Raw genomic sequence first — 24,038 nt, forward strand, 5'->3', positions numbered from 1 at the left:
CCGTTTTATTATTTAGAATGATTATCTTCTTGATCCGCTTCTTTGAGGATTGTTATCCGAATTATTGTTGTTTTGAGGCGTTGTCTGCGTATTATTTCTATAGTTTCCGCTATTGTTCTGTGTGGGCTGCTGCTGATTTCTCATCCCACTGTTTCTCTGACTTTGATTCCGAGTGCTTGAGTTACTCTGGCTTCTCACACCGTTATTCGAGTTATTACGAGGCGGATTATTATTGTAAGTTCTTTGACTGTTATTGTATCGGTAAGAGTTATTCCCGTTTCCTACGCCGTTATTAGGTCTTTGACTTGTTGTAGCGTTTCCTACAGCTCCCGAATTACGTTGTATGTAGACTTTATTTCTATTATCTCCGTAGTAATAAGGTACACCGTTATCGTAATAATATCGCATATCGTCTCTGTAATAATATCCGTCGTTACCATAATAACCACCGGAACCATAATATCCTGAAGGAGCGTAATAATATCCGTTATCATAATAAGGATCTCCATAAGCACCGTAGTTGCCGCCGTAAGCAGCACAAGATGCCAAGCTAAAACCAAGTAGAAGACCTGCTGTTATTTTTAATATATTTTTCATAACTGTACTGTATTTTTTTCTTTAAAACTTTTTTTCCAGTTGACATATCCTATGATTGCCATTATGGTAAATACCAAATATTGAACCGAAGTTATTCCGTATCCTTTATAAATATACATAGGAATAGAAATTAGATCGCCCAAAATCCAGAAAACCCAATTCTCAATGCGTCTTTTCGCCATCAGCCACATTCCGACTAGAAATACGGAAGTCGTAAAAACATCCAGCCAATTTGCCCAATCCAGATGGTAAAAACCAAATTCTATATTCTGTGATGAAAAATGATTATCGATGTAAGGTTTATAGTAATAAATAATCATTACTAAAAATATGCTTAAGATAAAAAGCATTGCCGCCATCATCCATTCTTTCTTTTTTGCCCAGGAAACTTCTACGTGAATCTGGTCTTCGGAATTTTTGTTCCACAAAATCCATCCATAAACACTCATTATTGAATAATATAAATTGATCATACAATCTCCAAGCAAGCCAGCGATAAAAAGAAGGTAAACATAGATGACGGTAGAAATAATTCCTGTAGGATAGACCCAGATGTTCTTTTTAATTGAAAAAAATACACTCATAATTCCTAAGACAGTGGCAAAAGTTTCAAGAAAAATTTGTGCGTCAGTATATGATTCGTAGGGTTTTATGAAAAGATCATACATATTCATGGTTTCAAAAATAAGCAAAAAATACAGTATTTTAAAATACATTAAAGAAGGTGAAAATCAATTTTGTACAACTTAAAATGAAAATAAATTGACGAAAGTTTATTAATAAATGTTAAGGTCTCCAAATTTTTTATATTTTCGTAAATCTTTAAAACAAAGAAAACAATATGTCAAATATTTGGAAAACAAAACCGCTCGGAGCCTATGAGGCTGATATGAAAAAGAGTGAGCTCAAAAGAGTTCTGGGGAAATGGAGCCTTACTGCCATTGGTATCGGAGCAATTATCGGAGGTGGAATTTTTGTACTTACAGGTACCGGAGCTTATTATCACGCGGGTCCTGCTTTAGCTTTATCATTCGTCGTTGCAGGTATTGCCTGTATATTTGCCGCACTCTGCTATGCAGAATTTGCTGCTTTATTACCCGTTGAAGGTTCGGCTTATGCTTATGCATACGGAACGGTAGGCGAGGTATTCGCTTGGCTTATCGGTTGGGGATTGGTGCTGGAATATGCGATGGGCTCGATGACGGTGGCTGTTTCCTGGTCGGGGTATTTCAATAAATTTTTGAAAATCATTAACGTAGAGCTTCCTTATTATCTCACCAATGATTTTGCTACAGCAAAACAATATGCAGTAGCTCATGGTTTAACAGAACCTAACTTTGCGTTTAATCTGCCAGCATTTATCATTGTTTTGATTGTTACTTCAATTTTGGTAAAAGGGACAAAAGAAGCTGCAGGGGCAAACAATATGATTGTGATTTTAAAAACTTCAGTTGTGGTTTTTGTAATCGTTGTTGGAGCTTTATTTATCAATATGGATAATCTTACACCATTTATTCCGGACGAAAAAATGATTCTTCAGTCAGATGGAAAAATGGGAGCAGCGTATGGTTTCAATGGTATTATTGCTGGCGCAGCTGCTGTTTTCTTTGCATATATTGGTTTTGATGCCGTTTCTACGCAGGCTGCAGAAGCAAAAAATCCTAGAAAAGATATCCCTTTTGCAATTATTACTTCGTTGTTGGTTTGTACAGCTTTATATATCTTAATGTCATTAGTTCTTACGGGAATGATGAGTTATAAAGATTTCGGATCGGTTCCTGATGCATTAACTGCACCTGTTGCTGTCGCTTTTGAGAAGGCTACCGGAATGAACTGGGCAGTAATCTTGATCACTGTTGCAGCAACTATTGGATTAATCTCTGTATTATTGGTAATGATGTTGGGACAGTCTAGAATTTTCTTAGGAATGGCAAAAGACGGTCTTCTTCCGAAAATGTTTAAAGAAATTCACCCGGTGAGAAAAACTCCTTATAAAAATACGATTCTTTTAGGGTTAATTGTAGCTACAGTTGCAGCACTTACACCAATCAGTACTTTGGTACATATGTGTAGTTTCGGGACTTTATTTGCATTTACAATGGTTTGTTTTGCAGTTTGGCTTTTGAGAGTAAAAAAACCGGAATTAAAAAGAGGTTTCAAAACTCCTATGCTTCCTGTTGTAGCATCATTAGGTATTTTAATCAATATTTATTTGATCATCAACTTAGAGCCTAGCGCAATCTACATGGCAATTGGCTGGTTGGCTTTAGGACTTCTAATTTACTTCTTGTACGGTAGACGAAACAGTGTTCTTAACAAAGGTGGCTATGATGAATTTATCGAAAAATAAATTTTAAATATATACTTTACAATCCGCAGACTAATCTTCTGCGGATTTTTTTATTTTTGTTATTATGAAAAAAATATTCACTTTGTTGTTTTCCACTGTTGGTTTATTGATGTTTTCTCAAAAGATCGAAAGTTTTGAAACTATTTTAAATGATAAAATTAGCATAAGAGCAATCGAATTATATGATAACAAAGTCTGGTACAGCGGAACGGAATCTAAATTCGGTTTTGTTGATTTAAAAGATCATAAAATTCAAAAACAGATTACACTGTCTGAAAAGAAGTTACAGTTTAGAACATTAGCACAAAATAAAGATGCTTTTTACGCTATTAATATCGAAAGTCCGGCTCATTTTTTTAGAATAGATAAAAAAGACCTTTCGGTTGTAAATACTTATACAGATACCTTGAAAACGGCATTTTACGATGCATTGATTTTTGTAAATGACGAGCATGCGGTTACATTCAGTGATCCCGCAAAAGATTTGAATTTGAAATTATCTTTTATAATGCCAAAATTGAATGCTGTTTTGGATTTCAATACACTCACCAAAAGAGAAGGCTTTAATACTATAAAGTTGAATGAAGGTGAAGCGGCTTTTGCGGCAAGTAATACCAATATTGCTCATCAGGGAACTAATATCTGGATCGCAACAGGAGGTAAAAGTTCAAGAATTATTAAGATAGATTATACTACTTTCAAATCAAATGTTTATAAAACACCTTTTATTCAGGGAGAATCGGCTCAGGGAATGTATTCAATTGATTTCGCAAACGAAAAATTCGGAGTTGCAGTTGGTGGTGATTACACAAAACAGGAAGCCAATGTCAATAATATTGCAACCACAAATGACGGAGGAAAAACCTGGCAAATTCAGGCATCAGGAAAAAATGCTGGATATACAACGTGTGTAAAAATAAAACCTAATTCTAAAGGAAAGGAAATGATTTCGGTTGGAGATCAACACATCAGTTATTCTTCAGATTTCGGAAAAACGTGGAAGAAAATTTCTGATGAAAAAGGGTTTTATGTTTGCAAATGGGTTGATGGAAATACGGTTGTTTTTGCAGGAAAAGATAAAATTTCGCTTATGAAATTAAAATTTTAAATCTTTTAGATAGAACATATCTTTTCAATTGAAGCAGATTTGAAATTTCATAAAATTACCTTTGATAAAATTTTCGCATGAAAAATTTAAAAATATTTCTATTATTAATTCCTGCTGTTTTTTATACTCAGAAAATAAGGGTTTTTGTTTTGGCGGGTCAATCGAATATGAATGGCTTTGGATATAATAAAGATCTTCCCAATGATTTAAAAACAGTTAAAGATGTTTATATTTTTCAGGGAAATTCTGTTCCTGACGGAGAAAAAAATGGCGGAACAGGAAAATGGGATGTTTTGAAAGCCGGAAACGGAACCGGTTTTAAAACTGATGGAAAAACCAATACACTTTCAGACCGATTTGGTTTGGAAATGACTTTTGCCAAAAGAATGAAAGAACTCTTCCCAAACGATAAAATTGCGTTGATCAAATATGCAAGAGAGGGAACTTCAATAGACAGTCTTGCAACGGGAAGTTTCGGGTGTTGGGATTCAGATTATCACGGGAAAAATGGATTGAATCAATATGATTATTTCCTAAATACGGTAAAAAATGCTTTAAGCGAAAAAGATATTGACGGAAACGGAAAAGCAGACGAGTTACAAATGTCCGGAATTTTGTGGATGCAAGGGGAAGGTGACGCGAGCTACAACGAAGAAATTGCCAATAATTATTACCCTCATCTGAAAACTTTGATGAATCAGATGCGGGCTGCCTTACGCACCGATGACGTGCCTGTTGTGATTGGAAAAATCTCAGATTCGGGTAAGAATGAAAAAGGAAAAGTCTGGCCAATGGGAGAATTGGTACAGTATGCTCAGGAAAAATTTGTACGCAATGATAAAAACGCTGCCATTGTTCGCTCGACTCAAAAATACAATTACGGAAACGATCCATGGCATTATGACAGCGCAGGTTACATTGATTTGGGAAAGAATTTTGCGGATGAGGTATTTAGACTCATTATAAATTTCGAAAAGAAAGACTAATATAATTCATGATCTCTAATTCAGAAGTAATGGTTAATTTTGCAGAATGAAATGTATCAATTTCATCAGTTTAGAAAAAATATAAAGTTTCAAATGAATTCGTTAATCGATAAATATAATATTCCAGGCCCGCGTTATACGTCTTATCCCACTGTTCCATATTGGGACGAATCTACTTTTTCTCCGGAAAAGTGGAAATCAAGTGTGATAAAATCTTTTAATGAAAGCAATTCAGCAGAAGGAATTTCAATATACATTCACCTTCCTTTCTGTGAAGCATTGTGTACTTTTTGCGCTTGCCACAAACGTATTACAAAACAGCACAGTGTAGAAGTTCCTTATCTTGAAAGTGTTTTAAAAGAATGGATGCTTTATCTTCAATTATTTAATGAAAAGCCGAAGTTAAAAGAACTGCATTTAGGTGGTGGAACACCTACATTTTTTTCTCCGGAAAATCTAAAAACTTTATTGCAGGGAATTTTTGATACGGTTGAAATTGCAGAACATCCTGAATTTTCTTTTGAAGGTCACCCGAATAATACAACAAGAGAGCATCTTCAGACTTTATTCGATTTAGGATTTAGAAGAGCCAGTTTTGGGGTGCAGGATTATGATTTGAAGGTTCAGAAAGCGATTAACAGAGTTCAGCCTTTCGAAAACGTAAAAAATGTTACAGAATGGGCCAGAGAAATTGGGTATACAAGTATTTCTCACGATTTAGTTTATGGTTTGCCACATTCTAATTGGGAAAGTATGGCTCTTACCATTCATAAAACTTTAGAGCTGAAACCGGATCGTCTTGCTTATTATTCTTATGCTCATGTGCCATGGATAAAAGGAGTGGGACAAAGAGGTTTTGATGAAAACGACCTGCCAAGCGGTGAAGAGAAAAGAAGATTGTATGAAGACGGCAAAAAATTATTAGAAGAATTAGGCTATAAAGAAGTCGGGATGGATCATTTTTCTCTTGAAGAAGATGAGTTGTACAAATCTATGATTTCAGGAGATATTCATCGTAATTTCATGGGGTACTCTTCAAGCAAAACTCAATTAATGATAGGTTTAGGGATGAGTTCAATTTCAGATTCTTGGTATGCTTTTGCTCAAAACGTAAAAACCGTTGAAGAATATCAAAAAATTGTAGAAGAAGGTGAAATTCCTGTAGTGAAAGGACATGTTTTAAATGAAGAAGATTTATCGATCAGAAGACATATTCTAAATTTAATGTGCCAATTGGAAACTACTTTTGAAAATAAAGATGCCATTCCGGAGCTTGAAAATGCTTTTGATATGCTTCAGGAAATGGAACGCGATGAATTGGTTGTAATTAATCATAATCATATAAAAATCACAGAAAAAGGAAGGGCTTTCACAAGAAATGTAGCCATGGTTTTCGATCTCAGAATGTTGAGAAACAAACCTGAAACCAGAATTTTTTCGATGACAATATAACAAAAAGCGATTCAGAAATGAATCGCTTTTCTTTACCTAAACCTAAACCTAAACCTAAACCTAAACCTAAACCTATTTAATAATTATTTTCTGGCTGTAAGATTTCAAATCTCCAGATTTAATGTTGATGTAATAAACTCCTGCAGGAATTCCTGTAATGTTGATACTGTTTTCAAAATCGAATTTTGTTTCGTCCAAAACTTTTCTTCCTTCAGTACTGAAAATTTCGGCAACGCTATTCTTATCTTTCAAGCCTTCCACAAAAATTCTTTCTGATGCAGGATTTGGGTAAACTCTGATCTGGCTGAATGTAGCATCCTGTACTCCCAAAGTTGGTGTGGTAATCTTATAAATCTTACCATTATTTACAGCCGCTACATAAAGTTCGTTAAGATTGTTTTGTCCGAAAGTTGAAAATTATTGCCGGTAAAAGGGGTAGTCCAGGAAATTGAGTTGTTTGCATCCATCATACCGATTTGTGAAGAACAATAGTCTGCAAAAAAATATTTTCCTTGCAGACCCGGGTTTTGTGTTCCCCGATAAACATAGCCTCCGGTAATCGAACATTTGTTTCCGGAATGATCGTAAACGGCCACTGGAAAAGTCATTGTAGAAGAAGCGGCACATCCGGTTGCGTTATAAGTGTTATTTCCTTCGTAACATCTCCATCCGTAATTGATTCCTGCCTGCGTAATTGGCATCCGGTTGATTTCCTCAAAAAGACCTTGTCCTACATCAGCTATCATTGCATTTCCGGTAATTAAGTCAAAAGAAAATTTCCATGCATTTCTTAGTCCATAAGACCAAATTTCATCTGCGCCATTAATTCCCACAAAAGGATTTCCTGCGGGAATATTGTATGGTCCCGTAGAATTAATATCCAATCTTAACAGCTTTCCTAACAATGAATTTTTGTTTTGTGCATTATTATTCGGGTCGCCGCTACTTCCGCCGTCTCCCGTTACAATCCACAAATTTCCGTCGGGAGCAAAATGAATACTTCCACCATTATGGTTATCAAAAGGTTTTGGAATGTTTAAAATAATCTTTTCTGAATTAGGATCGGCGGTATTCGGATTGGTAGAATTCACAGAATATCTTGCTACGATAATATTTCCTGCTGTATTGTTGTAGTACACGAAAAAATATCCGTTAGTCAAATATTGTGGATGAAAAGCCAGACCTAAAAGTCCTCTTTCTCCGTTGAATGTAACTTTGCTGCTTATATTAAGAAAGTCTGCAGCATTCACGGTTCCGTTGGGTTGTATAATCTTAATAATTCCATTCTGTTGTACTACGAAAAGACGGCTGTCATTTGCGTTGGTGATCTCTACAGGACTCGTAAGCCCACTTGCGAATTCTTCCAGTACAAAACTTTGAGATTGTACGATTAAGGAAGATAATAATGCTAATAAAAGTAATGGTCTTTTCATAATATTTTGAAATTTAGGGTGTTGTATTGTTAAAATGAAAATTTCATACCATTACCTGTTTTTAATATTTAATAAATTTAGCCATAAAATATCATTAAAATAAGATTGCCGATATATCTGAAAATAAACCATTTCTGTTGCCAAAAGTTCATAAAATATCAATAAAATCATTATATTTGCCGACTTAATTTAACGTAGTTATAACAAAATGCAAGGAAAAGGACTTATTACAATTGTTGCTATTGTACTAGGGTTAATTTGCTTAAATGAGCTATTACCAACCTGGTACGCCGGCAAAATTGAATCGCAAATCGAAGCTGCGAACGGAAACGAGAAAGAAATTCAGAGATTAAAGGATGAAACTTTAAATCTTGGGTTTACAGAACTTTCTTATGCTAAGGCAAAAGACAAAGAAATGAAGCTAGGTCTTGACCTGAAAGGGGGGATCAACGTTCTTTTGGAAATCAATCAGAGAGATTTGGTGAATGATTTAACTAATTATTCTACCAATCCTATTCTTATTGAGGCTCTGAACAGAACAGATGAAGCTCAGAAAAACTCTACAAAATCTTATATCGACAATTTCTTTGTTGAGTTTGATGCCGTAAACAAAGCAAAAGGCGCAAACCTTAAACTTGCAGATCCTGAAATCTTCGGAAATACTAATCTTTCTGAGATTAAATTCAACACCACTGATGATCAGGTAAAAAGCATTGTTAAAAAAAGAATTGATCTTTCTGTAGGTACAGCTTTTGAAGTAATCAGAACCAGAATTGATAAATTAGGAGCTATCCAGCCAAACGTACAGAGAGTTCCGGGAACGGCAAGAATCTCTGTAGAAATGCCGGGTATGAAAGATATCGATAAGGTTAAAAAGATGCTTCAGACTTCTGCAAAACTTCAGTTTTGGGAAATACAGCAGTTTGCTGAGGTTGCACCTTATTTCCAGACTTTAAGTGCTACAGTTGCTGCAAAAGGTGACTCTATGGGAGTTGCTAAAAATGTGAACTTCTTAAACTTAATGCAAGGAGGGAAATCAGGAACCATGAGCTCTGTAGGAAGTGTGAAATTGACAGATACTGCAAAAGTAAACAAGATATTAAACAGTAAAATTGCACAGTCTTTACGTCCTGCAAATATAAAATATACCCAGTTTATGTGGGGTTACAAGCCTGAATCTACGGATGAAAAAAGCTTAGTCCTATATGCTATAAGAGGTAATATCAACCAAAAAGCTCCGGTAGACGGTGCTGTAGAAACTGCAAGTATCGGTTACGATGAGTTGAGCAGAGTAGTGGTAGATATGCAAATGGATTCTAAAGGTGCTAAAGATTGGAAAACGCTTACCGAGAAAAACGTAGGAAAACCAGTTGCTGTAACTTTAGATAACAGAGTATATACTGCGCCAAATGTACAGGGTGCAATTCCTAACGGTAGAACACAGATCTCTGGTAACTTCTCTCAGGAAGAAGCTAAAGAATTGGTAGACGTTTTAGGAGCTGGTAAATTACCTGCAGGTGCAAAAGTAGTACAAGCTACACAAGTAGGTCCGTCTTTAGGACAGGAGTCTATTGATGCGGGAGTTTTATCATTCTCTATTGCGTTCTTAATTATTATTGCATACATCATTTTCTACTACGGTTTAGCAGGAGTTTATGCGGTAATTGCAATGATTATCAACTTATTCTATATTTTCGGAATTATGGATTCCGGAGACTTTACTTTAACGCTTCCAGGTATTGCGGGTATTGTACTTTCAATGGCGATGGCGGTAGATACCAACGTAATTATTTACGAAAGGACGAAAGAAGAATTATTTGCAGGAAAAAACATTCTTGAAGCTTACAAGGATGGTTTCAAACATGCATTAAATGCAATTATAGATGGTCACTTAACGATGATTTTGACGGCGGTAGTATTATTCTTCTTCGGAACAGGTCCTATCAAAGGATTTGCATTGACGTTGTTGATTGGTGCTGTAATGACATTGTTTACATCAATCTTACTTTCAAGAGTAATGATTTTCCATAGATTAAATAAAGGTAAAAGTCTTTCAGTTTGGACGCCTCCAACGAAAAACTTATTCAGAAATACCTGGATCGATTTTATTGGAAAAAGAAAATATTCATATATCCTTTCTGCAATCTTAACGGTAATTTCTTTAGGATCAATTTTTGTTAATGGATTTAAATTTGGTATCGATTTTACAGGAGGTAGAAACTACGTTGTAAGATTTGACAAAGAAGTAAATGCAGAAGATATTGAAAATGGTTTAGTTAAAGTTTTCACAACTCAGGATGGTAAAAATTCTTCTGTTGAAGCTAAAACTTTTGGAAACAACAATCAGCTGAAAATCTCTACAGATTATCTTATCAATGACGAATCATTGAAAGCTGACCAGACTATTGAGCAAAAATTATTTGAAGGTTTAAAACCAAATCTTCCTGCAAAAATGACTCTAGAAGAATTTAAATCTGCAGATACAGATCACGCAGGTATTATTTCTTCAGAAAAAGTGGGGCCTTCTGTTGCTGATGATATTCAGACACACGGTACTCTTGCAGTTGTTGCTGCTTTGGCAGGTATTTTCCTATATATTTTGGTGAGATTTAGAAAATGGCAGTTTTCATTGGGTGCTGTTGCGGCACTATTACATGATGCGATCATTATTTTGGGTGCGTTCTCGCTATTCCATTCTGTAATGCCTTTCAATATGGAGGTTAATCAGGATTTCATCGCGGCAATTCTTACCGTATTGGGTTACTCAATCAATGATACTGTAATTATCTTCGATAGAATTAGAGAATATCTTAGAGAGAAGAAAGCGCTTACTTTATCAGGATTGTTTGATGATGCTATTTCAAGTACTTTAGGTAGAACGTTCAACACTACATTTGCTACATTACTTGTAATTCTTGCTATCTTCATCTTTGGTGGAGACAACTTGAGAGGATTTATGTTTGCATTATTAATCGGTATCGGTTTTGGTGCATACTCATCCATCTTTATCGCATCGGCAATCGCATACGATTTCCTTAAATCAGGAAAAGAAGAAGACGTACACGGTAAATCTTCTACAGATAAAGAATTACTTGCTACAAAGTAATATCAACTACATTAAATATATTAAAGAGCCTTTCATTTGAAAGGCTCTTTTTTTTATAACTTTTAAATTTAATTTAATTAAAACTAAAATTAAAACAGTTATTCCCAACCAAAAAACATCAACTATCAACAACAATAATTCAACAATTTAGAACGAATATTTTTCCCGATTTCCTTATTTTTGCACAGTAATGGAAAATTCAAAAAAGAAAGCAGCAATGAGCTTTATATTTATCACCTTGCTGATAGATATAACGGGGTGGGGAATCATCATTCCTGTAGTTCCGCAATTGATTAAAGAACTGATTCATGCTGATATCAGTGAAGCTGCAAAATACGGTGGCTGGCTTGGTTTTGCGTACGCTTTCGTTCAGTTTGTTTTTTCTCCGGTTGTAGGAAATCTTAGTGATAAATTTGGGCGGAGACCTATTATTTTGATTTCACTTTTTGGTTTTGCCATTGATTATATTTTGCTTGCTTTGGCTCCAACGATTCTATGGTTGTTTATAGGAAGGGTTATTGCAGGGATTACCGGGGCAAGTGTTACAACAGCCAGCGCATATATTGCAGATATTTCTACAGATAAAGACAGAGCTAAAAATTTCGGTTTAATTGGTGCTGCCTTTGGTCTGGGTTTTATTATAGGTCCGGTTTTAGGTGGTGTTTTAGGACATTACGGAGCAAGAGTTCCGTTTTATGCAGCCGCAGGTTTATGTCTTTTAAATTTCCTTTATGGTTACTTCATTCTTCCGGAAAGTTTAGATAAAGACAAAAGACGCGAGTTTAGTTGGAAACGTGCAAATCCTGTTGGCTCATTCAAGTTTTTAGGAAAGCATCCTGAGATTTCAGGGTTAATCTTTGCTTTAATTTTAATTTACATTGCAGGTCATGCCGTACAAAGTAACTGGAGTTTCTTTACCATGTACGAATTTGACTGGACGGAAAGAATGGTCGGGATCTCTTTAGGTGTCGTTGGTCTTTTGGTAGGGTTGGTTCAGGGAGTTTTAATCCGATGGACAACTCCAAAACTGGGTGAACAAAAAAGTATTTATTACGGATTGATATTATATGCAATAGGATTGCTGCTCTTTTCATTTGCATCCGAAGGTTGGATGATGTTTGTGTTTTTAATTCCTTACTGTCTGGGCGGAATTTGTGGACCAGCATTGCAGTCTGTGATTACAAAATCGGTTCCTTCAAATGAGCAGGGAGAATTACAGGGAGCTTTAACGAGTTTGATGAGCGCAACATCTATTATCGGGCCGCCGGTGATGACCAATTTATTCTACTTTTTTACACATGAAGAGGCACCGTTTAAATTTTCAGGTGCACCTTTCTTTTTAGCATTTATATTAATGTCTGTAAGTGTCGTAATAACTTATTATGCTTTTCAGAAAAATAAATCTTAAAATTTGTTTAAAATTAAATATATCATATTTTATATATATAATCTTTTGTAATTTAGCACCATGGAATTAAGCATTGGAGAAATGGCACTTATTGCCATTGCAATTGTAGTTTTGTTTGGTCCGGATAAACTACCTCAAATTGCTCGCGATCTAGGATCTGGAGTGAGAAAAATGCGTGGCGCAGTAGAAGACATCAAAACTGAGATCATGAAAGAAACAGATAATCCTGTTTCTGAGATAAAACGTGAGATCGAGAAGGTGAAAGATGCTGCAAAAGATTTTAATCCGATGAAGAATATCGAAGAAAATATTTTAAACGAACAATCTCCCGCAACGGAATTACCAAAAGTAAAACCTGCGGATGACGAAACTTACGAAGGACCGGTAAGCCGTTAAAATATGGAAGAAATTATTCAGGAAGATAAAAATCTTTTCCTTTATCTAAACAATTTGGGCGATACCCCGTTTGATCAGTTTTGGATGATAATTTCTGCAACCTGGATTTGGGTTCCGTTGTATGTAATACTTTGCTATCTTCTCTACAAAAATTTCAAATTAAAATCTCTGCTTTATATTCTCCTTTTCATTGCAATTGGAGTCACCGTTTCAGATCAGGTTTCAGGGATTTTCAAATATGGCGTTGCCAGATTAAGACCTTGTCATGATCCTTCGATTCAAAATGCGATGCGCATTGTAAAATGTGGCGGACAGTACGGTTTTTACTCTGCACATGCTTCAAATACTTTCTTTTTAGCAAGCTATTTAAGCTTTTTATTGAAAGATAAAATTAAATGGTTTCCTTATGCTATATTTGTCTGGGCTGCAGTTGTGGCTTACAGCCGTATATATTTAGGAGTACATTTCCCGGTAGATATTTTGGTAGGGGCGTTTGTTGGAACTTTATTGGGAGGGCTTTTTGCTATGCTCGCAAAAAAAGTGATAAACAAACAAACTATAAAACCATGAAAAAACATTTACTCATTCTCACCTTATTCGTAACGTCTTTTAGTTTTTTGTCTGCTCAGGATAAAAAAATTGCTGAAGAATGTTTTAAAAAAGCCGATTACCAATGCGCTGAAGAGCAATATTCGAAGTTGGTGCTTTCAGAACATATTCAGAAATATCAATCAGAATATTACGTTAATTTAGGAACTGCACAGAGAAGATTAGGTAAAACAACTTTGGCTTTTAAATCCTATGAATCTGCTTTAAAATCAAATCCTAAATCTATCGCTGTTTACGAAAATCTTGCTTCTTTACATAATCAAAAAGGAAATCGCAACAAAGCTTTAGAATATGCCAATACAGGAATAATGCTCGAACCTGAAAACGCTGAAATTTATTTAATTCGATCCAAGATTTACAATAATTTAGGCAAAAAAGATCTGGCGATGGAAGATTTAAAACACATTCTCACTTTTGCTCCGGATAATATTTTTGCAAGAATAGGTTTGGCAAATCTTAAAAAAAATAAAGGAGATCTTGAAGGTGCTTTAAAAGAATACAACCAATTACTCACTGAGAAGCCAGAGTCTTTATTGTATAACGGAAGAGCCGATATCTATCTGAAAATGAAAAAATCAAAAGAAGCTTTGGCAGACATCAATAAAGCGATTTCTATCGATCCTAAATTTTCTCAGTCTTACGTCACAAAAGCAATAATTTTATTCGATTCAGCAAAAGATAAAGAAGCGTGTTCCAATTTAGATAAAGCTGTTGCTTTAGGACATGAAAAAGGTTTATTAACAGAGTTTGCAGGAAAGTGTAAAAAATAATAGACCTATTAAAAGTATTTTTGAATAAATATAACTTTTTATTTCTTAGCTGAGTGAAATGCCTTTGCGAACTTATAAAAGCTTACAATTTTAAAAAAAAACTTTGTGAGTTTTGCGTTAAAAATTAAGATTAAATTAAAAAAATTCATGTTAAATATTGTTCTTGTAGAACCTGAAATACCAAATAATACCGGCAATATCGGTAGATTGTGCGTAGGAACTGAAAGCAGATTGCATCTGATACGTCCGTTTGGATTTTTGATTGATGATAAAAACCTGAAACGTTCCGGTTTAGATTATTGGGTGCATCTTGATGTAACAGAATACGAAAATGTTGATGAATGGATAAAAAATATTCCCGATCTGTCTCGTGTTTTTCTGATGAGTTCACACGCTGAGAAATCTTATCTGGAAACCGATTTTCAGGATGGTGATTGGTTGGTTTTCGGAAAAGAAAGTGTAGGCCTGAGCAAAGATGTTTTAGACCGTTTTGAAAATCATTTGACCATTCCGATGTCTAAATTGATTCGAAGTTTTAATATCGCAAATTCTGTCGCATTTGTAGTAGGAGAGGCGAAAAGACAGATTACCTTAAAAAAATAGTTTTAAAGTATTAGGTATTCCTTTTTTAAAATTTGTTGCGAAAGAGCGATCTGATAATAATATTGAGTTGTAAGAATTCTCTTTTGTTTTTAAAAAAAGTAATGAAATTTGAATTTAATTAAAAGTCTTTTGTATATTTGGAAAATATCACTTAACAAAGATTTATTTAAATTATGAAAACACTTTCCAGACTTGTTTTATCAACAGCTTTTGTAATGACTTTAGCAATTTCAAATACTGCTTTTGCTCAGGAAACTAAAAACGAACTTGCCATCAATACCAATTCATTATTAGGAAATACAGTTAAAAGACATGAAGCTTCTCCTGAATTAAAAGCTTCTACTTTGATTCTTATTAATAAAAATGAAAGTTCACTTGAGGACCTCAAAGAACTTAAAGGAGAACATGTAAAAGGCGTAAAAGTACTTTTAGATGATTCTGTAAAGAAAAAATTCAGACAAAAAGGGATCAAAGAAATTATTTCAGTTACTACAAAATAGTTAATCGTTGTGATAAGGTTTTCCCTGTAAAATCTGATCAGCTCTGTAAAGCTGTTCTACAATAAAAAGCCGGATCATCTGGTGTGTAAATGTCATTTTAGATAATGACATTTTTTCGTTGGCTCTGCTGTAGATTTCGTCAGAAAAACCATAGGCTCCGCCAATCAGGATATGAACTTTTTTCACAGAAGAATTCATCCACGAATCTATTTTCTGTGAAAATTCACGGCTTGTGAACTGTTTTCCCTTTTCATCCAGAAGAATAACAAGATCATTTTTATCAATTTGATTTAAAAATAATTTGGATTCTTCTTTTTTGAGAAGATCGGAAGAAAGATTTTTGGCATTTTTCACATCCGGGATTTCTATAATCTCAAAATTCCAATGTTTTGGGAGCCGGGTAAGGTAATAACTGATCAAAGATGTAATTTCTTTGTCATCTGTTTTCCCAATACAAACTAAACTGATTCGCATTTCTTATATTTGCTGAGCACAAATATACTTTATGGCTATAAAAATTCCTAAATTTATCGTAAGATTTCAAGAGTTTCTAGACGACATCCATCTTCCTGTACTCGGAATATCGCTTTGGCAGATGTTTCAGATCTATATATCGGGAATTTTCAAAGGTAATATTGGGCGAAAAGCGGCCAGTATTTCATGGAGTTTTACGTTAAGTTTATTTCCTTTTTTACTTTTCTTGCTTTCGGTAATCCCGTATATGCCGCATTATGATAAGCTTCAGTTCTACATTTTTGAAGTTTTGATGCATAATATTTTTCCATCCAATATTGAGGGTGATGTACGAGGTTATATTGAAGACAGCATTATTCCCAATATGAAAGGAATCAGTAATTTAACAATTCTTATTGCGCTTGTTTTTGCGACGAACGGTACTTTTTCTTTGATTAACGGGTTTAATGAAAATTCAGAAGAAAAACTGACGGATGTAAAAGAATTTATTCTTTCTTTTTTTATCACAATAGGCTTTGTAAGTATTATCTTTTTATCACTTTTTGGCGTGTATTATGTGGAAGTTGTACTCAAACTCTTTACGCCGTCTTATGACGTCTCCTGGCTTGAGAGAAACTTATCAAAGATCATCGGTTTTGTGTCATTTCCTATATTTTACTTTATACTTCTGGCTATGTTTTATTGGTTGGGAACGGTAAAGATTATCAGATTCAGACAGGCGGTTCCCGGTGCAATTCTTACCACTGTTCTGTTTGTTGTGACAACGTATTTCTTTGCTCTTTATGTGAAGAATATTGCCCGGTACAACGTACTTTACGGTTCCATCGGAAGTATGATATTATTGATGGTTTGGGTGAATGTAAATGTTTATTTACTTCTTTTCGGGAATGAGCTGAATATGGCATTAAGAAAATTAAGAATAGAAAAGTTGCTTTCAGACGAGATCAAAAGAGAAACAAAAAATTATCATTCTGAAAATTCTGAGCCCAATCTTAAAAGTGATGACGAACACAAAAGACCTTATAATGATAAAAAAGAAAACTAGAATGAAGAAAAATATTGCAAAAGTATTGATGATTGTATCTCTTGTAACTTTACAGTCGTGTACAGATATAGTTGATCAGATTTATGAAAATAAACAGGAGCAAAATACTTTCTCACCTTATCAGGGCAAGTATACCGGAACGTACACAGGAAATGCGAGCGGAGATTTAATTATTAATGTAAGTGAAAAAGGAACTATTGAAATAACAAGAATTACCCTTACCTCAAGCGAAACTTATATTACTGGCTTTATAAATGCATCTTTCAATACCACCAACAGAGCACCGTCGGGTTTTATGCTGATCGGTAATCTCAATTCGCAGTTGGGAACCTGGGAAATGGGTAATCTAAAAGGAAATTGGACCGTTAAAAAGAACTAATTCTTCTTGTACTTCTTGGCTTTCTTTTTCTTCTTTTCTTTGAACTTAAATTTAAGATCACATATCCGGAAATTGCTGCAATAAACGAAGCAATCAAAATAGCAAATTTGGCTTCATCCTGGAAATCTACTTCATGTTTAAATGATAGCAAGGCGATAAATATCGACATCGTGAATCCAATTCCTGCTAAAAGACCGACGCCGAGCATTTGGCTCCATGACGAACGCTGCGGAAGTGCGCTGATTTTTAGCTTTACTGCAATCAGTGAAAAAAGATTAATTCCTATTAATTTTCCTAAAACAAGTCCACCAATTATTCCTAATCCTAAACTGTTGAATAACCCGTCAACCATACCGCTGTTAAACGTAATATTAGTATTGGTCAACGCAAAAATAGGCATGATGATAAAGCTTACCGGAAAGTGCAGGGTATGCTCGAGTTTCTCCAAAGGTGATATTTTTATTTTAGAGACATTAGTCGGGATACTTAAAGCAAGTAAAACACCTGCAATCGTAGCATGAATTCCCGAATGATGCAGGAAATACCATAAAAATATGCCGGGAATAATATAGAAAATCAGTTTTGTAATCTTTAGAAAATTTAAGACAAATAAAACGGCAACAATGCCTACAGATAATAAAAGGTAGATCCAATGTATTTGTTCTGTATAAAAGATGGCAATCACCAAAATAGCACCCAAATCATCAACAATCGCTAATGCTGTAAGAAAAATCTTTAGCGAAGCCGGAACTTTTTTCCCTAACATCGAAATAATTGCCAAAGAAAAAGCAATATCCGTTGCCATCGGAATTCCCCATCCGTTGCTATACTCTGTCCCGGAATTGAAGATGCTGTAAATAACCGCAGGAACTACCATTCCGCCAACTGCAGCAAAAATAGGAAGTGAGGCGTTTTTAAAAGATGAAAGCTCGCCTTCTACAAGCTCTCTTTTAATTTCTAATCCTACCAAAAGAAAAAAAACAGCCATCAAGCCATCATTAATCCAGATACTTAATGGATATTTCAGATCTACATTTTCAAAACCTAACTGATAATCTAAAATCTGTTGAAACCCGGTTCCTAATGATGAGTTTGCGATGATTAATGCAAAAAACACACAGAATATCAGTAAAACTCCTGATGATTGATTGCTTTGAAAAAATTTGTTAAAGTATTGGTTCAGCTTCATTTTCTATTTTTAAATACGTCTAATTCTTGAGATACCGTCGATTGCTTTTAATTTTTTAAATGTTTCTTCAAGTTGACCTTTATGTTTTACTTCTAAATTGATATTTCCTGTAAAAATACCATTATTAGATTCAATAGACATACTTTTCATATCCATTCCCATTGCACCGCTTATTACAGTGGTAATATCGTTGATCATCCCCATTCTGTCGAGACCTTCAATCTCAATTTTAATACGGTTTTTGAAGCTTTCTTCATTTACCCATTTTGCAGGAATTACTCTGTAGTCGTACTGTGCACGGAGATTTATCGCATTCGGGCAATTGTCACTGTGAACTTTTATTCCGTCTGAGATCGTAATGAAACCGAAGATTTTATCTCCCGGAATTACTGTACAGCACTTAGCGTAGCTGTAATTCAGTTTTTCTTCATCTTTCCCGAAAACGATCATATCGAGATTGATTTCTTTCGGCTCTTCGTAATGCTGGTTTTTATTTGAGCTTCTTTTAAACCTTGAAAGCAAATTATTGAAAACGTTTTTACTTTCAATATATTTTCTTAAGCTGCTCGCATCCAATTCATTGGTTTGGAATTTTAAGAACAGTTCCTGAGAAGTCTTTAGGTTGAAAAACTTCTGAAGCTTGTTGATTTCCTCATCATTAAAATTAATTTTTGCATGACGAAGTTTTCTCTGCAAAATTTCTTTTCCTTCTTCTACGAATGAGTTTTTCTCAGAATTAAGGAAACTCTTAATTTTCGACTTAGCTTTTGATGTTACTACAAATTCCAGCCAGTCAAACTTCGGTTTTTGATTTTGAGATGAAAGAATATCTACCTGATCACCGTTTTGAAGAACATACGAAATAGGAACCAACTTTCCATTTATTTTTGCGCCTAAACATTTCATTCCCAAATCCGAATGTACCGAAAAGGCAAAATCTAAAGCGGTAGCATTGGTCGGAAGAATTTTAATTTCACCTTTTGGAGTAAATACAAAGACTTCTTTAGAATATAAATTAAGTTTAATGTTATCTAAAAGCTCAGAAGTTGTAAGATTCTGCTGCTGTTCGAGTACATCACGTATTTCGGTAACCCACTTTTCAAAATTTCTGTCATCATTGCTTTGTTTGTAACCTTCTTTGTATTTGTAATGGGCAGCAACACCTTTTTCGGCAATATCATCCATTCTTTCGGAACGGATCTGTACTTCAATCCACTTTTTATCGGGTCCAAGTACGGTTAAATGTAAACTTTCATAGCCTGTAGATCTTGGCTGAGTAATCCAGTCACGCATTCTGGAGGGATTACTGTGATAGACATCTGTTACGATAGAATATATTTTCCAGGCAAGGAATTTTTCATTCTTAGCATCCGATTTATAAATAATTCTGATGGCATAATTGTCGAAAACTTCTTCAAAAGAAACACCCTGTTTAAGCATTTTCCTGTAAATAGAAGAAATGGCTTTTGCGCGGCCTTTTATACTTACATTTAGACCTTCATCCTTTAATCTCTCAGAAACTTCCTTTGTAAACTCATCAATATAGCGAATTCGGCTTTCTTTTGCCAACTCCAATTTTTCGGTAATTTCATTGAAAATATCAGGATTATTATACTTTAACGACAAATCTTCAAGTTCAGATTTAATGTTGTATAATCCCAATCTGTGAGCCATTGGGGCATAGATATAGACCGTTTCTGAAGCAATTTTTTTCTGCTTATCAGGCGCCATGCTTTCCAGCGTTCGCATATTGTGTAGCCGGTCTGCAATTTTAATAAGGATTACACGGAAATCTTCAGAAAGGGTCAAGAGTAATTTTCTGTAGTTTTCAGACTGTACAGAAATATTCTGATGATTCATGATCGAAATCTTCGTCAGCCCGTTAACGACTCCCGCAATTCTTTCGCCGAAAATCTTCTTCAGATCTTCATAAGTGTATTCGGAATCTTCGATAACGTCATGTAAAAGCGCACAGGCAATTGATGAGGCCCCTAAACCAATTTCTGTAGCAACAATTTTGGCAACAGCAATAGGATGATAAATGTAGGGCTCACCAGATTTTCTTCTTTGGTCTTTGTGTGCATCAAGAGCAATATCAAAAGCCTTTCGGATGAGTTTGTTATTCTCTTCATCCAAAGTTCTGTATGTGTTAGAAATCAGGTCTTTATACCTCGCTGAGATTTCTTTATTTTCTTGTTCCAAGTCGTAACTCATCTGTGTAAAAGGCTTTATTTAGACGAAAATACGAAAAATATTATGATTAGTCAATGTATAAAACCAAAAATCCGCAGAAATAAATTCCACGGATTGGGTTATAAGTTTTTAGTTTAAATTTTAAGCTTTCACTTCAGAATTCATTCCGTCATGCTGTACTTTTATTCTTACATCGGGACTGCTGTGAATTTCTGCCTTGCTTCGTGCATCAATCAATCTTTTAAGATGAATATATGATGCCTGATCAATGCTCATATTTTCAAATAAATAGATTTTATGTGCGTGATTTTCATTAAAGATTTGCCTCACTTTGTCGGTTAGATCTTTATTTTTTATTTCGACACTCGCCAAGTATTGGGAGTTATGATGATCATCACTAAGGTACACAATGTACTCAGAATCTAAGAATCCTAAATTCTCAACTTCTAGCTCGAGTTTTTTGTAATCGCTCTGTGTCCCAAATAATCCTGCTAAGATGCTTGACATAGTAATATTGTTTAGTATTGGTTATCTAAAGATAGCAATATTTTCGGTATTATTGGTAAAAATATAATGAAATTTACTATTTTTTATTTTATCTATAATATTTTAATATAAATTAATAAATTATCTATTTTAATGATGGTTGTTGTTTCAGGTTTATTTCATTATTATACAGCAAAAAACTCTGTAGTAAATACAGAGTTTAATACGTTTATAAAATTTTTAATCTAAATTCTTTCATTTTTAATCTCTTCAACAATTTCAGGATTTAGTAGAGTAGAAGTATCTCCGAAATTACTGAAATCTCCTTCTGCAATTTTTCTTAAAATTCTACGCATAATTTTACCAGAACGTGTTTTTGGAAGCCCTGAAACAAACTGAATTTTATCCAGTTTTGCAATCGGACCGATTTGATCAGAAATTAATTGATTGATTTCTTTGACCAGATTTTCCTGCTTTCTGTCTGATCCTGAATCTTTTAAAATCACAAAACCATACAAAGCGCTTCCTTTGATGTCGTGTGGGAAACCAACAATCGCAGATTCTGCCACCGCTGGATGCTCGTTGATGCTGTCTTCAATCGGTGCAGTCCCTAAATTATGTCCGGAAACAATCACCACATCATCTACACGACCCGTAATTCTGTAATATCCTACTTCATCCCTCAAAGCGCCGTCACCAGTGAAATATTTTCCAGGAAAAGCTGAGAAATAGGTCTCTTTGTATCTTTGATGATCACCCCAGATTGTTCTTGCAATTCCCGGCCACGGAAAACGGATGCAAAGATTTCCTGTCACCTGATTTCCCGTAATCTCATTGCGTTTATCATCCATCAAAACAGGTTGAATTCCCGGTAATGGAAGTGTTGCATAAGTTGGTTTTTTTTGTAATTAAAATAACGATTAAAGAAATGAAAAGTCCTGCAGTTGCGGTGGTTTGAATCCAAGAAGTCCAATAGCCTCTTCTGTGTGGCTGTGAATATTCTGCAACATAGGTTGCTGCTCCGCCGTATTCTCCACCTAAAGCTAAACCTTGTAAAAGTCTTAAAATTAGAACTAAAACCGGTGCCAGATATCCTATGGTTTCATATCCTGGAATACATCCAATCAGAAATGTAGAGAATCCCATGATTAATAAAGTAACGAGAAAAGTGTACTTTCTTCCGATAATATCTCCCAATCTTCCGAAAAATAAAGCTCCGAAAGGTCTTACTACAAATCCTGCTGCAAAAGTTGCCAATGTAGATAAAAATGCTGCGGTAGGATTATCTGCCGGGAAGAATTTGGTTGCCAAAACGACAGCTAAACTTCCGAAAATATAGAAATCATACCATTCTATCAAAGTTCCGAGAGACGATGCAGTGATGACGCTCCAGATGGTGCGGTTTTTCTGCTTATCTGTCATATTCTCGTAAGCATCGTGGTGTTGTTCGCTCATATCACTAGATTTTTTTTGTTTAAATAATTATAATGGAAATTAATTTTTATAGATAAATCTGAAGTTGTAAGATAAACTCTCCTTTAGATTTCGGGTTCTCTGTCGGACTTGTGTAAACAGGTCTCGTTGAATATTGCGTTGTAATTTTTGCATGATGACCGTCTAAAAACCAGTTGGCTCCTACATCAAATTGTGAAGAAGGTTTATCAAACGCTTCAAAATTTTTGTAAGTATAGGCTGCAAAAGGCTGAATTCTAACTTTCGGTTTTTCTGTCTGATTAGGTAATAATAAACCTGCTTGAGCATAAACTACATTTCCGGTTCCAATCATTGGTTGAAGGTTTCCGGGACCAGCCAAAGCTCTTTGTCCGACAAAATTAGGATCATTCGCTGCGATATTCATTGTTCCTAAATTTCTCACGTAATTGGGTCCGAAATTATAGTTGAAATATCCTGCGTAAGCCGAAACGGCCATTTTATTTTTTGCTTCACCCAATGGAATATCGGCGAAAGCATCTACGGAAAGTAGGGTGATGTCGTGTTTTTCAATGTTTGAATTGACTGAGGTTCTTGTTCCTTCGGCTTGATGATAAAAACCTGCACCAACATTGAAAACTTTTTTAGTTCCTAAATAAGAACCTACTTTGAACGGAAGAAGATTGGATTCTGTATCTAAGAATTGATATTCAAAATAACCGGCTTTAGACCAATTTGGGTTTCCATTATTGTCAACTGCGACTTCATTACCGGGAATTAAAGTATTTGGAGGAGTTAAATCTGTTGCGAATGGCTTGTTTAAACTCATTCGGTATTCAAATTTTCCATATTTACCTTTTGCGAAAACTCCCATTTGTCTTGCAAACTGGTCTGAATTATCAATTAAAGGCCAACTGAAAATAGGTGAGTCGACGGTAAGGAAGTTTAATGTTGAAGCCATTGTCATACGGGAAAGTCCCATGTAATAATGAAGTCCACCTCCTAAAGTTAAGCTGAATTTTCCTGCTTCACCCGGCATAATTACAGCGTATTCATTCCAGGCATCGTGAAAGAAAAGTTGAGGTTTTTTACCGTTTCCGTAGCCTCCCGTTCCGGTTGTTCCGGTTGCACCGCCATTAATGAATGTCTGATTATTCATTCCGAAGTGCGCTAAAATCATATAACGCTTGGTAACTTGTGCGTAAGCCAAAATACGAGCTCTTCGGTTTCCTAAGTTCCAGGTATTATCAGTAGGTTCATTTCCAACCATACTTCCGGGATTCATGTCTGTATTCCTGATCCAGAACTGATCCCATAAAATAAATCTAACATATTTATCTCCTTCAGGATTTAAATTTATTTTTAAACCATTTCCATAATCAGGAGAACCTTGAGCGTATATAGAACTGCTAATTAAAGCTAATCCAATAAAACTTAATATTTTCTTCATAAATTATTAATTTTTTGGCTGTTATTTTGTGAAAGCCAAATTGTAATTAATAATTTAGTTATAAAAATTTAAT

General features: G+C 34.9%; 22 protein-coding genes and 1 pseudogene. 13 read left to right on the plus strand and 10 right to left on the minus strand.

Features of this window, described 5'->3' with window-relative positions; genetic code table 11:
• Positions 1-21: 21 nt before the first annotated feature.
• Positions 22-597 (minus strand): hypothetical protein, encoded by a 576-nt coding sequence (locus tag EG358_RS10605; protein ID WP_076558951.1) that lies wholly within the window; start codon positions 595-597, stop codon positions 22-24.
• Positions 594-1,271 carry a nicotinamide riboside transporter PnuC gene (gene pnuC, locus EG358_RS10610; protein ID WP_076559394.1) on the minus strand — a complete coding sequence of 226 codons (678 nt, stop codon included), beginning with the start codon at positions 1,269-1,271 and terminating at the stop codon, positions 594-596. The genes EG358_RS10605 and pnuC overlap by 4 nt, the downstream gene beginning before the upstream one ends.
• 167 nt (positions 1,272-1,438) lie before the next feature.
• On the opposite strand from pnuC, the gene EG358_RS10615 reads away from it, so the two are divergent.
• The 4 genes from EG358_RS10615 (at position 1,439) to hemN (ending at position 6,493) form a co-directional block, all read left to right on the plus strand.
• A complete protein-coding gene (locus EG358_RS10615; RefSeq protein ID WP_076558949.1) occupies positions 1,439-2,947 on the plus strand; it encodes an APC family permease in 1,509 nt (502 codons plus the stop codon).
• Positions 2,948-3,011: 64 nt separating this feature from the next.
• Positions 3,012-4,055: a WD40/YVTN/BNR-like repeat-containing protein gene (locus EG358_RS10620; RefSeq protein WP_076558947.1), complete on the plus strand. Its 1,044-nt coding sequence runs from the start codon at positions 3,012-3,014 to the stop codon at positions 4,053-4,055.
• A gap of 77 nt (positions 4,056-4,132) precedes the next feature.
• Entirely contained in the window at positions 4,133-5,041 is a 909-nt protein-coding gene (locus EG358_RS10625) for a sialate O-acetylesterase (protein WP_076558945.1), read from the plus strand.
• 93 nt (positions 5,042-5,134) lie between these two features.
• Positions 5,135-6,493 carry an oxygen-independent coproporphyrinogen III oxidase gene (hemN, locus tag EG358_RS10630; RefSeq protein WP_076559392.1) on the plus strand — a complete coding sequence of 453 codons (1,359 nt, stop codon included), beginning with the start codon at positions 5,135-5,137 and terminating at the stop codon, positions 6,491-6,493.
• Between the two features lie 72 nt (positions 6,494-6,565).
• Here the strand turns inward: hemN and EG358_RS19835 are convergent, their stop codons facing one another.
• Both EG358_RS19835 and EG358_RS10635 read right to left on the minus strand, forming a co-directional pair.
• Positions 6,566-6,823 carry a T9SS type A sorting domain-containing protein gene (locus tag EG358_RS19835; protein ID WP_228421285.1) on the minus strand — a complete coding sequence of 86 codons (258 nt, stop codon included), beginning with the start codon at positions 6,821-6,823 and terminating at the stop codon, positions 6,566-6,568.
• A gap of 44 nt (positions 6,824-6,867) precedes the next feature.
• On the minus strand, positions 6,868-7,926 hold the full coding sequence (locus tag EG358_RS10635; RefSeq protein WP_228421284.1) for a PQQ-dependent sugar dehydrogenase: 1,059 nt from the start codon (positions 7,924-7,926) through the stop codon (positions 6,868-6,870).
• A 208-nt stretch (positions 7,927-8,134) separates the two neighbouring features.
• Here EG358_RS10635 and secD point away from each other — a divergent pair, with 208 nt between their 5' ends.
• The 7 genes from secD (at position 8,135) to EG358_RS10670 (ending at position 15,318) form a co-directional block, all read left to right on the plus strand.
• Positions 8,135-11,032, plus strand: coding sequence for a protein translocase subunit SecD (secD, locus tag EG358_RS10640; RefSeq protein ID WP_076558943.1), 2,898 nt, complete (start codon positions 8,135-8,137; stop codon positions 11,030-11,032).
• Between the two features lie 190 nt (positions 11,033-11,222).
• Complete coding sequence (locus EG358_RS10645) at positions 11,223-12,440, plus strand: TCR/Tet family MFS transporter (RefSeq protein ID WP_076558941.1); 1,218 nt, start codon at positions 11,223-11,225, stop codon at positions 12,438-12,440.
• Between the two features lie 60 nt (positions 12,441-12,500).
• Positions 12,501-12,836: a Sec-independent protein translocase subunit TatA/TatB gene (locus EG358_RS10650; RefSeq protein ID WP_076558939.1), complete on the plus strand. Its 336-nt coding sequence runs from the start codon at positions 12,501-12,503 to the stop codon at positions 12,834-12,836.
• A gap of 3 nt (positions 12,837-12,839) precedes the next feature.
• Positions 12,840-13,406 carry a phosphatase PAP2 family protein gene (locus EG358_RS10655; RefSeq protein WP_076558937.1) on the plus strand — a complete coding sequence of 189 codons (567 nt, stop codon included), beginning with the start codon at positions 12,840-12,842 and terminating at the stop codon, positions 13,404-13,406.
• Positions 13,403-14,215, plus strand: coding sequence for a tetratricopeptide repeat protein (locus EG358_RS10660; protein WP_076558936.1), 813 nt, complete (start codon positions 13,403-13,405; stop codon positions 14,213-14,215). Before EG358_RS10655 ends, EG358_RS10660 begins: the two co-directional genes overlap by 4 nt.
• A 147-nt stretch (positions 14,216-14,362) precedes the next feature.
• Entirely contained in the window at positions 14,363-14,818 is a 456-nt protein-coding gene (locus tag EG358_RS10665) for a tRNA (cytidine(34)-2'-O)-methyltransferase (protein WP_076558935.1), read from the plus strand.
• A 173-nt stretch (positions 14,819-14,991) separates the two neighbouring features.
• Positions 14,992-15,318 (plus strand): hypothetical protein, encoded by a 327-nt coding sequence (locus tag EG358_RS10670; protein WP_076558933.1) that lies wholly within the window; start codon positions 14,992-14,994, stop codon positions 15,316-15,318.
• Here the strand turns inward: EG358_RS10670 and EG358_RS10675 are convergent, their stop codons facing one another.
• The gene (locus tag EG358_RS10675) at positions 15,319-15,792 is read right to left on the minus strand and encodes a 23S rRNA (pseudouridine(1915)-N(3))-methyltransferase RlmH (RefSeq protein WP_076558932.1); all 474 of its coding nucleotides are present in this window, start codon (positions 15,790-15,792) and stop codon (positions 15,319-15,321) included.
• Between the two features lie 31 nt (positions 15,793-15,823).
• On the opposite strand from EG358_RS10675, the gene EG358_RS10680 reads away from it, so the two are divergent.
• Positions 15,824-16,837 (plus strand): YihY/virulence factor BrkB family protein, encoded by a 1,014-nt coding sequence (locus EG358_RS10680; protein ID WP_083676999.1) that lies wholly within the window; start codon positions 15,824-15,826, stop codon positions 16,835-16,837.
• 1 nt (position 16,838) lies between these two features.
• The gene (locus EG358_RS10685) at positions 16,839-17,216 is read left to right on the plus strand and encodes a hypothetical protein (protein WP_123890090.1); all 378 of its coding nucleotides are present in this window, start codon (positions 16,839-16,841) and stop codon (positions 17,214-17,216) included.
• Here EG358_RS10685 and nhaA read toward each other — a convergent pair.
• The 5 genes and pseudogenes from nhaA to EG358_RS10715 form a co-directional block, all read right to left on the minus strand.
• Positions 17,203-18,405 carry a Na+/H+ antiporter NhaA gene (gene nhaA / locus EG358_RS10690; protein ID WP_076558928.1) on the minus strand — a complete coding sequence of 401 codons (1,203 nt, stop codon included), beginning with the start codon at positions 18,403-18,405 and terminating at the stop codon, positions 17,203-17,205. The two genes, EG358_RS10685 and nhaA, sit on opposite strands and share 14 nt — an antisense overlap.
• A gap of 9 nt (positions 18,406-18,414) precedes the next feature.
• The gene (locus EG358_RS10695; RefSeq protein WP_076558926.1) at positions 18,415-20,619 is read right to left on the minus strand and encodes a RelA/SpoT family protein; all 2,205 of its coding nucleotides are present in this window, start codon (positions 20,617-20,619) and stop codon (positions 18,415-18,417) included.
• Between the two features lie 120 nt (positions 20,620-20,739).
• The gene (locus tag EG358_RS10700) at positions 20,740-21,105 is read right to left on the minus strand and encodes a hypothetical protein (protein ID WP_076558924.1); all 366 of its coding nucleotides are present in this window, start codon (positions 21,103-21,105) and stop codon (positions 20,740-20,742) included.
• Positions 21,106-21,329: 224 nt separating this feature from the next.
• Positions 21,330-22,539: pseudogene (locus tag EG358_RS19950) on the minus strand (MFS transporter).
• 46 nt (positions 22,540-22,585) lie between these two features.
• On the minus strand, positions 22,586-23,965 hold the full coding sequence (locus EG358_RS10715) for a porin (protein WP_076558906.1): 1,380 nt from the start codon (positions 23,963-23,965) through the stop codon (positions 22,586-22,588).
• Positions 23,966-24,038 lie beyond the last annotated feature (73 nt).

The organism is Chryseobacterium indoltheticum, from assembly GCF_003815915.1.
Taxonomy (GTDB): domain Bacteria; phylum Bacteroidota; class Bacteroidia; order Flavobacteriales; family Weeksellaceae; genus Chryseobacterium; species Chryseobacterium indoltheticum.

What these genes read in the sequence shown, in the direction of transcription:
- EG358_RS10605 (WP_076558951.1), bottom strand. Translation starts at nt 597, where the DNA reads ATGAAAAATATATTAAAAATAACAGCAGGTCTTCTACTTGGTTTTAGC.
- pnuC (WP_076559394.1), bottom strand. Translation starts at nt 1,271, where the DNA reads ATGAATATGTATGATCTTTTCATAAAACCCTACGAATCATATACTGAC.
- EG358_RS10615 (WP_076558949.1), top strand. Translation starts at nt 1,439, where the DNA reads ATGTCAAATATTTGGAAAACAAAACCGCTCGGAGCCTATGAGGCTGAT.
- EG358_RS10620 (WP_076558947.1), top strand. Translation starts at nt 3,012, where the DNA reads ATGAAAAAAATATTCACTTTGTTGTTTTCCACTGTTGGTTTATTGATG.
- EG358_RS10625 (WP_076558945.1), top strand. Translation starts at nt 4,133, where the DNA reads ATGAAAAATTTAAAAATATTTCTATTATTAATTCCTGCTGTTTTTTAT.
- hemN (WP_076559392.1), top strand. Translation starts at nt 5,135, where the DNA reads ATGAATTCGTTAATCGATAAATATAATATTCCAGGCCCGCGTTATACG.
- EG358_RS10635 (WP_228421284.1), bottom strand. Translation starts at nt 7,926, where the DNA reads ATGAAAAGACCATTACTTTTATTAGCATTATTATCTTCCTTAATCGTA.
- secD (WP_076558943.1), top strand. Translation starts at nt 8,135, where the DNA reads ATGCAAGGAAAAGGACTTATTACAATTGTTGCTATTGTACTAGGGTTA.
- EG358_RS10645 (WP_076558941.1), top strand. Translation starts at nt 11,223, where the DNA reads ATGGAAAATTCAAAAAAGAAAGCAGCAATGAGCTTTATATTTATCACC.
- EG358_RS10650 (WP_076558939.1), top strand. Translation starts at nt 12,501, where the DNA reads ATGGAATTAAGCATTGGAGAAATGGCACTTATTGCCATTGCAATTGTA.
- EG358_RS10655 (WP_076558937.1), top strand. Translation starts at nt 12,840, where the DNA reads ATGGAAGAAATTATTCAGGAAGATAAAAATCTTTTCCTTTATCTAAAC.
- EG358_RS10660 (WP_076558936.1), top strand. Translation starts at nt 13,403, where the DNA reads ATGAAAAAACATTTACTCATTCTCACCTTATTCGTAACGTCTTTTAGT.
- EG358_RS10665 (WP_076558935.1), top strand. Translation starts at nt 14,363, where the DNA reads ATGTTAAATATTGTTCTTGTAGAACCTGAAATACCAAATAATACCGGC.
- EG358_RS10670 (WP_076558933.1), top strand. Translation starts at nt 14,992, where the DNA reads ATGAAAACACTTTCCAGACTTGTTTTATCAACAGCTTTTGTAATGACT.
- EG358_RS10675 (WP_076558932.1), bottom strand. Translation starts at nt 15,792, where the DNA reads ATGCGAATCAGTTTAGTTTGTATTGGGAAAACAGATGACAAAGAAATT.
- EG358_RS10680 (WP_083676999.1), top strand. Translation starts at nt 15,824, where the DNA reads ATGGCTATAAAAATTCCTAAATTTATCGTAAGATTTCAAGAGTTTCTA.
- EG358_RS10685 (WP_123890090.1), top strand. Translation starts at nt 16,839, where the DNA reads ATGAAGAAAAATATTGCAAAAGTATTGATGATTGTATCTCTTGTAACT.
- nhaA (WP_076558928.1), bottom strand. Translation starts at nt 18,405, where the DNA reads ATGAAGCTGAACCAATACTTTAACAAATTTTTTCAAAGCAATCAATCA.
- EG358_RS10695 (WP_076558926.1), bottom strand. Translation starts at nt 20,619, where the DNA reads ATGAGTTACGACTTGGAACAAGAAAATAAAGAAATCTCAGCGAGGTAT.
- EG358_RS10700 (WP_076558924.1), bottom strand. Translation starts at nt 21,105, where the DNA reads ATGTCAAGCATCTTAGCAGGATTATTTGGGACACAGAGCGATTACAAA.
- EG358_RS10715 (WP_076558906.1), bottom strand. Translation starts at nt 23,965, where the DNA reads ATGAAGAAAATATTAAGTTTTATTGGATTAGCTTTAATTAGCAGTTCT.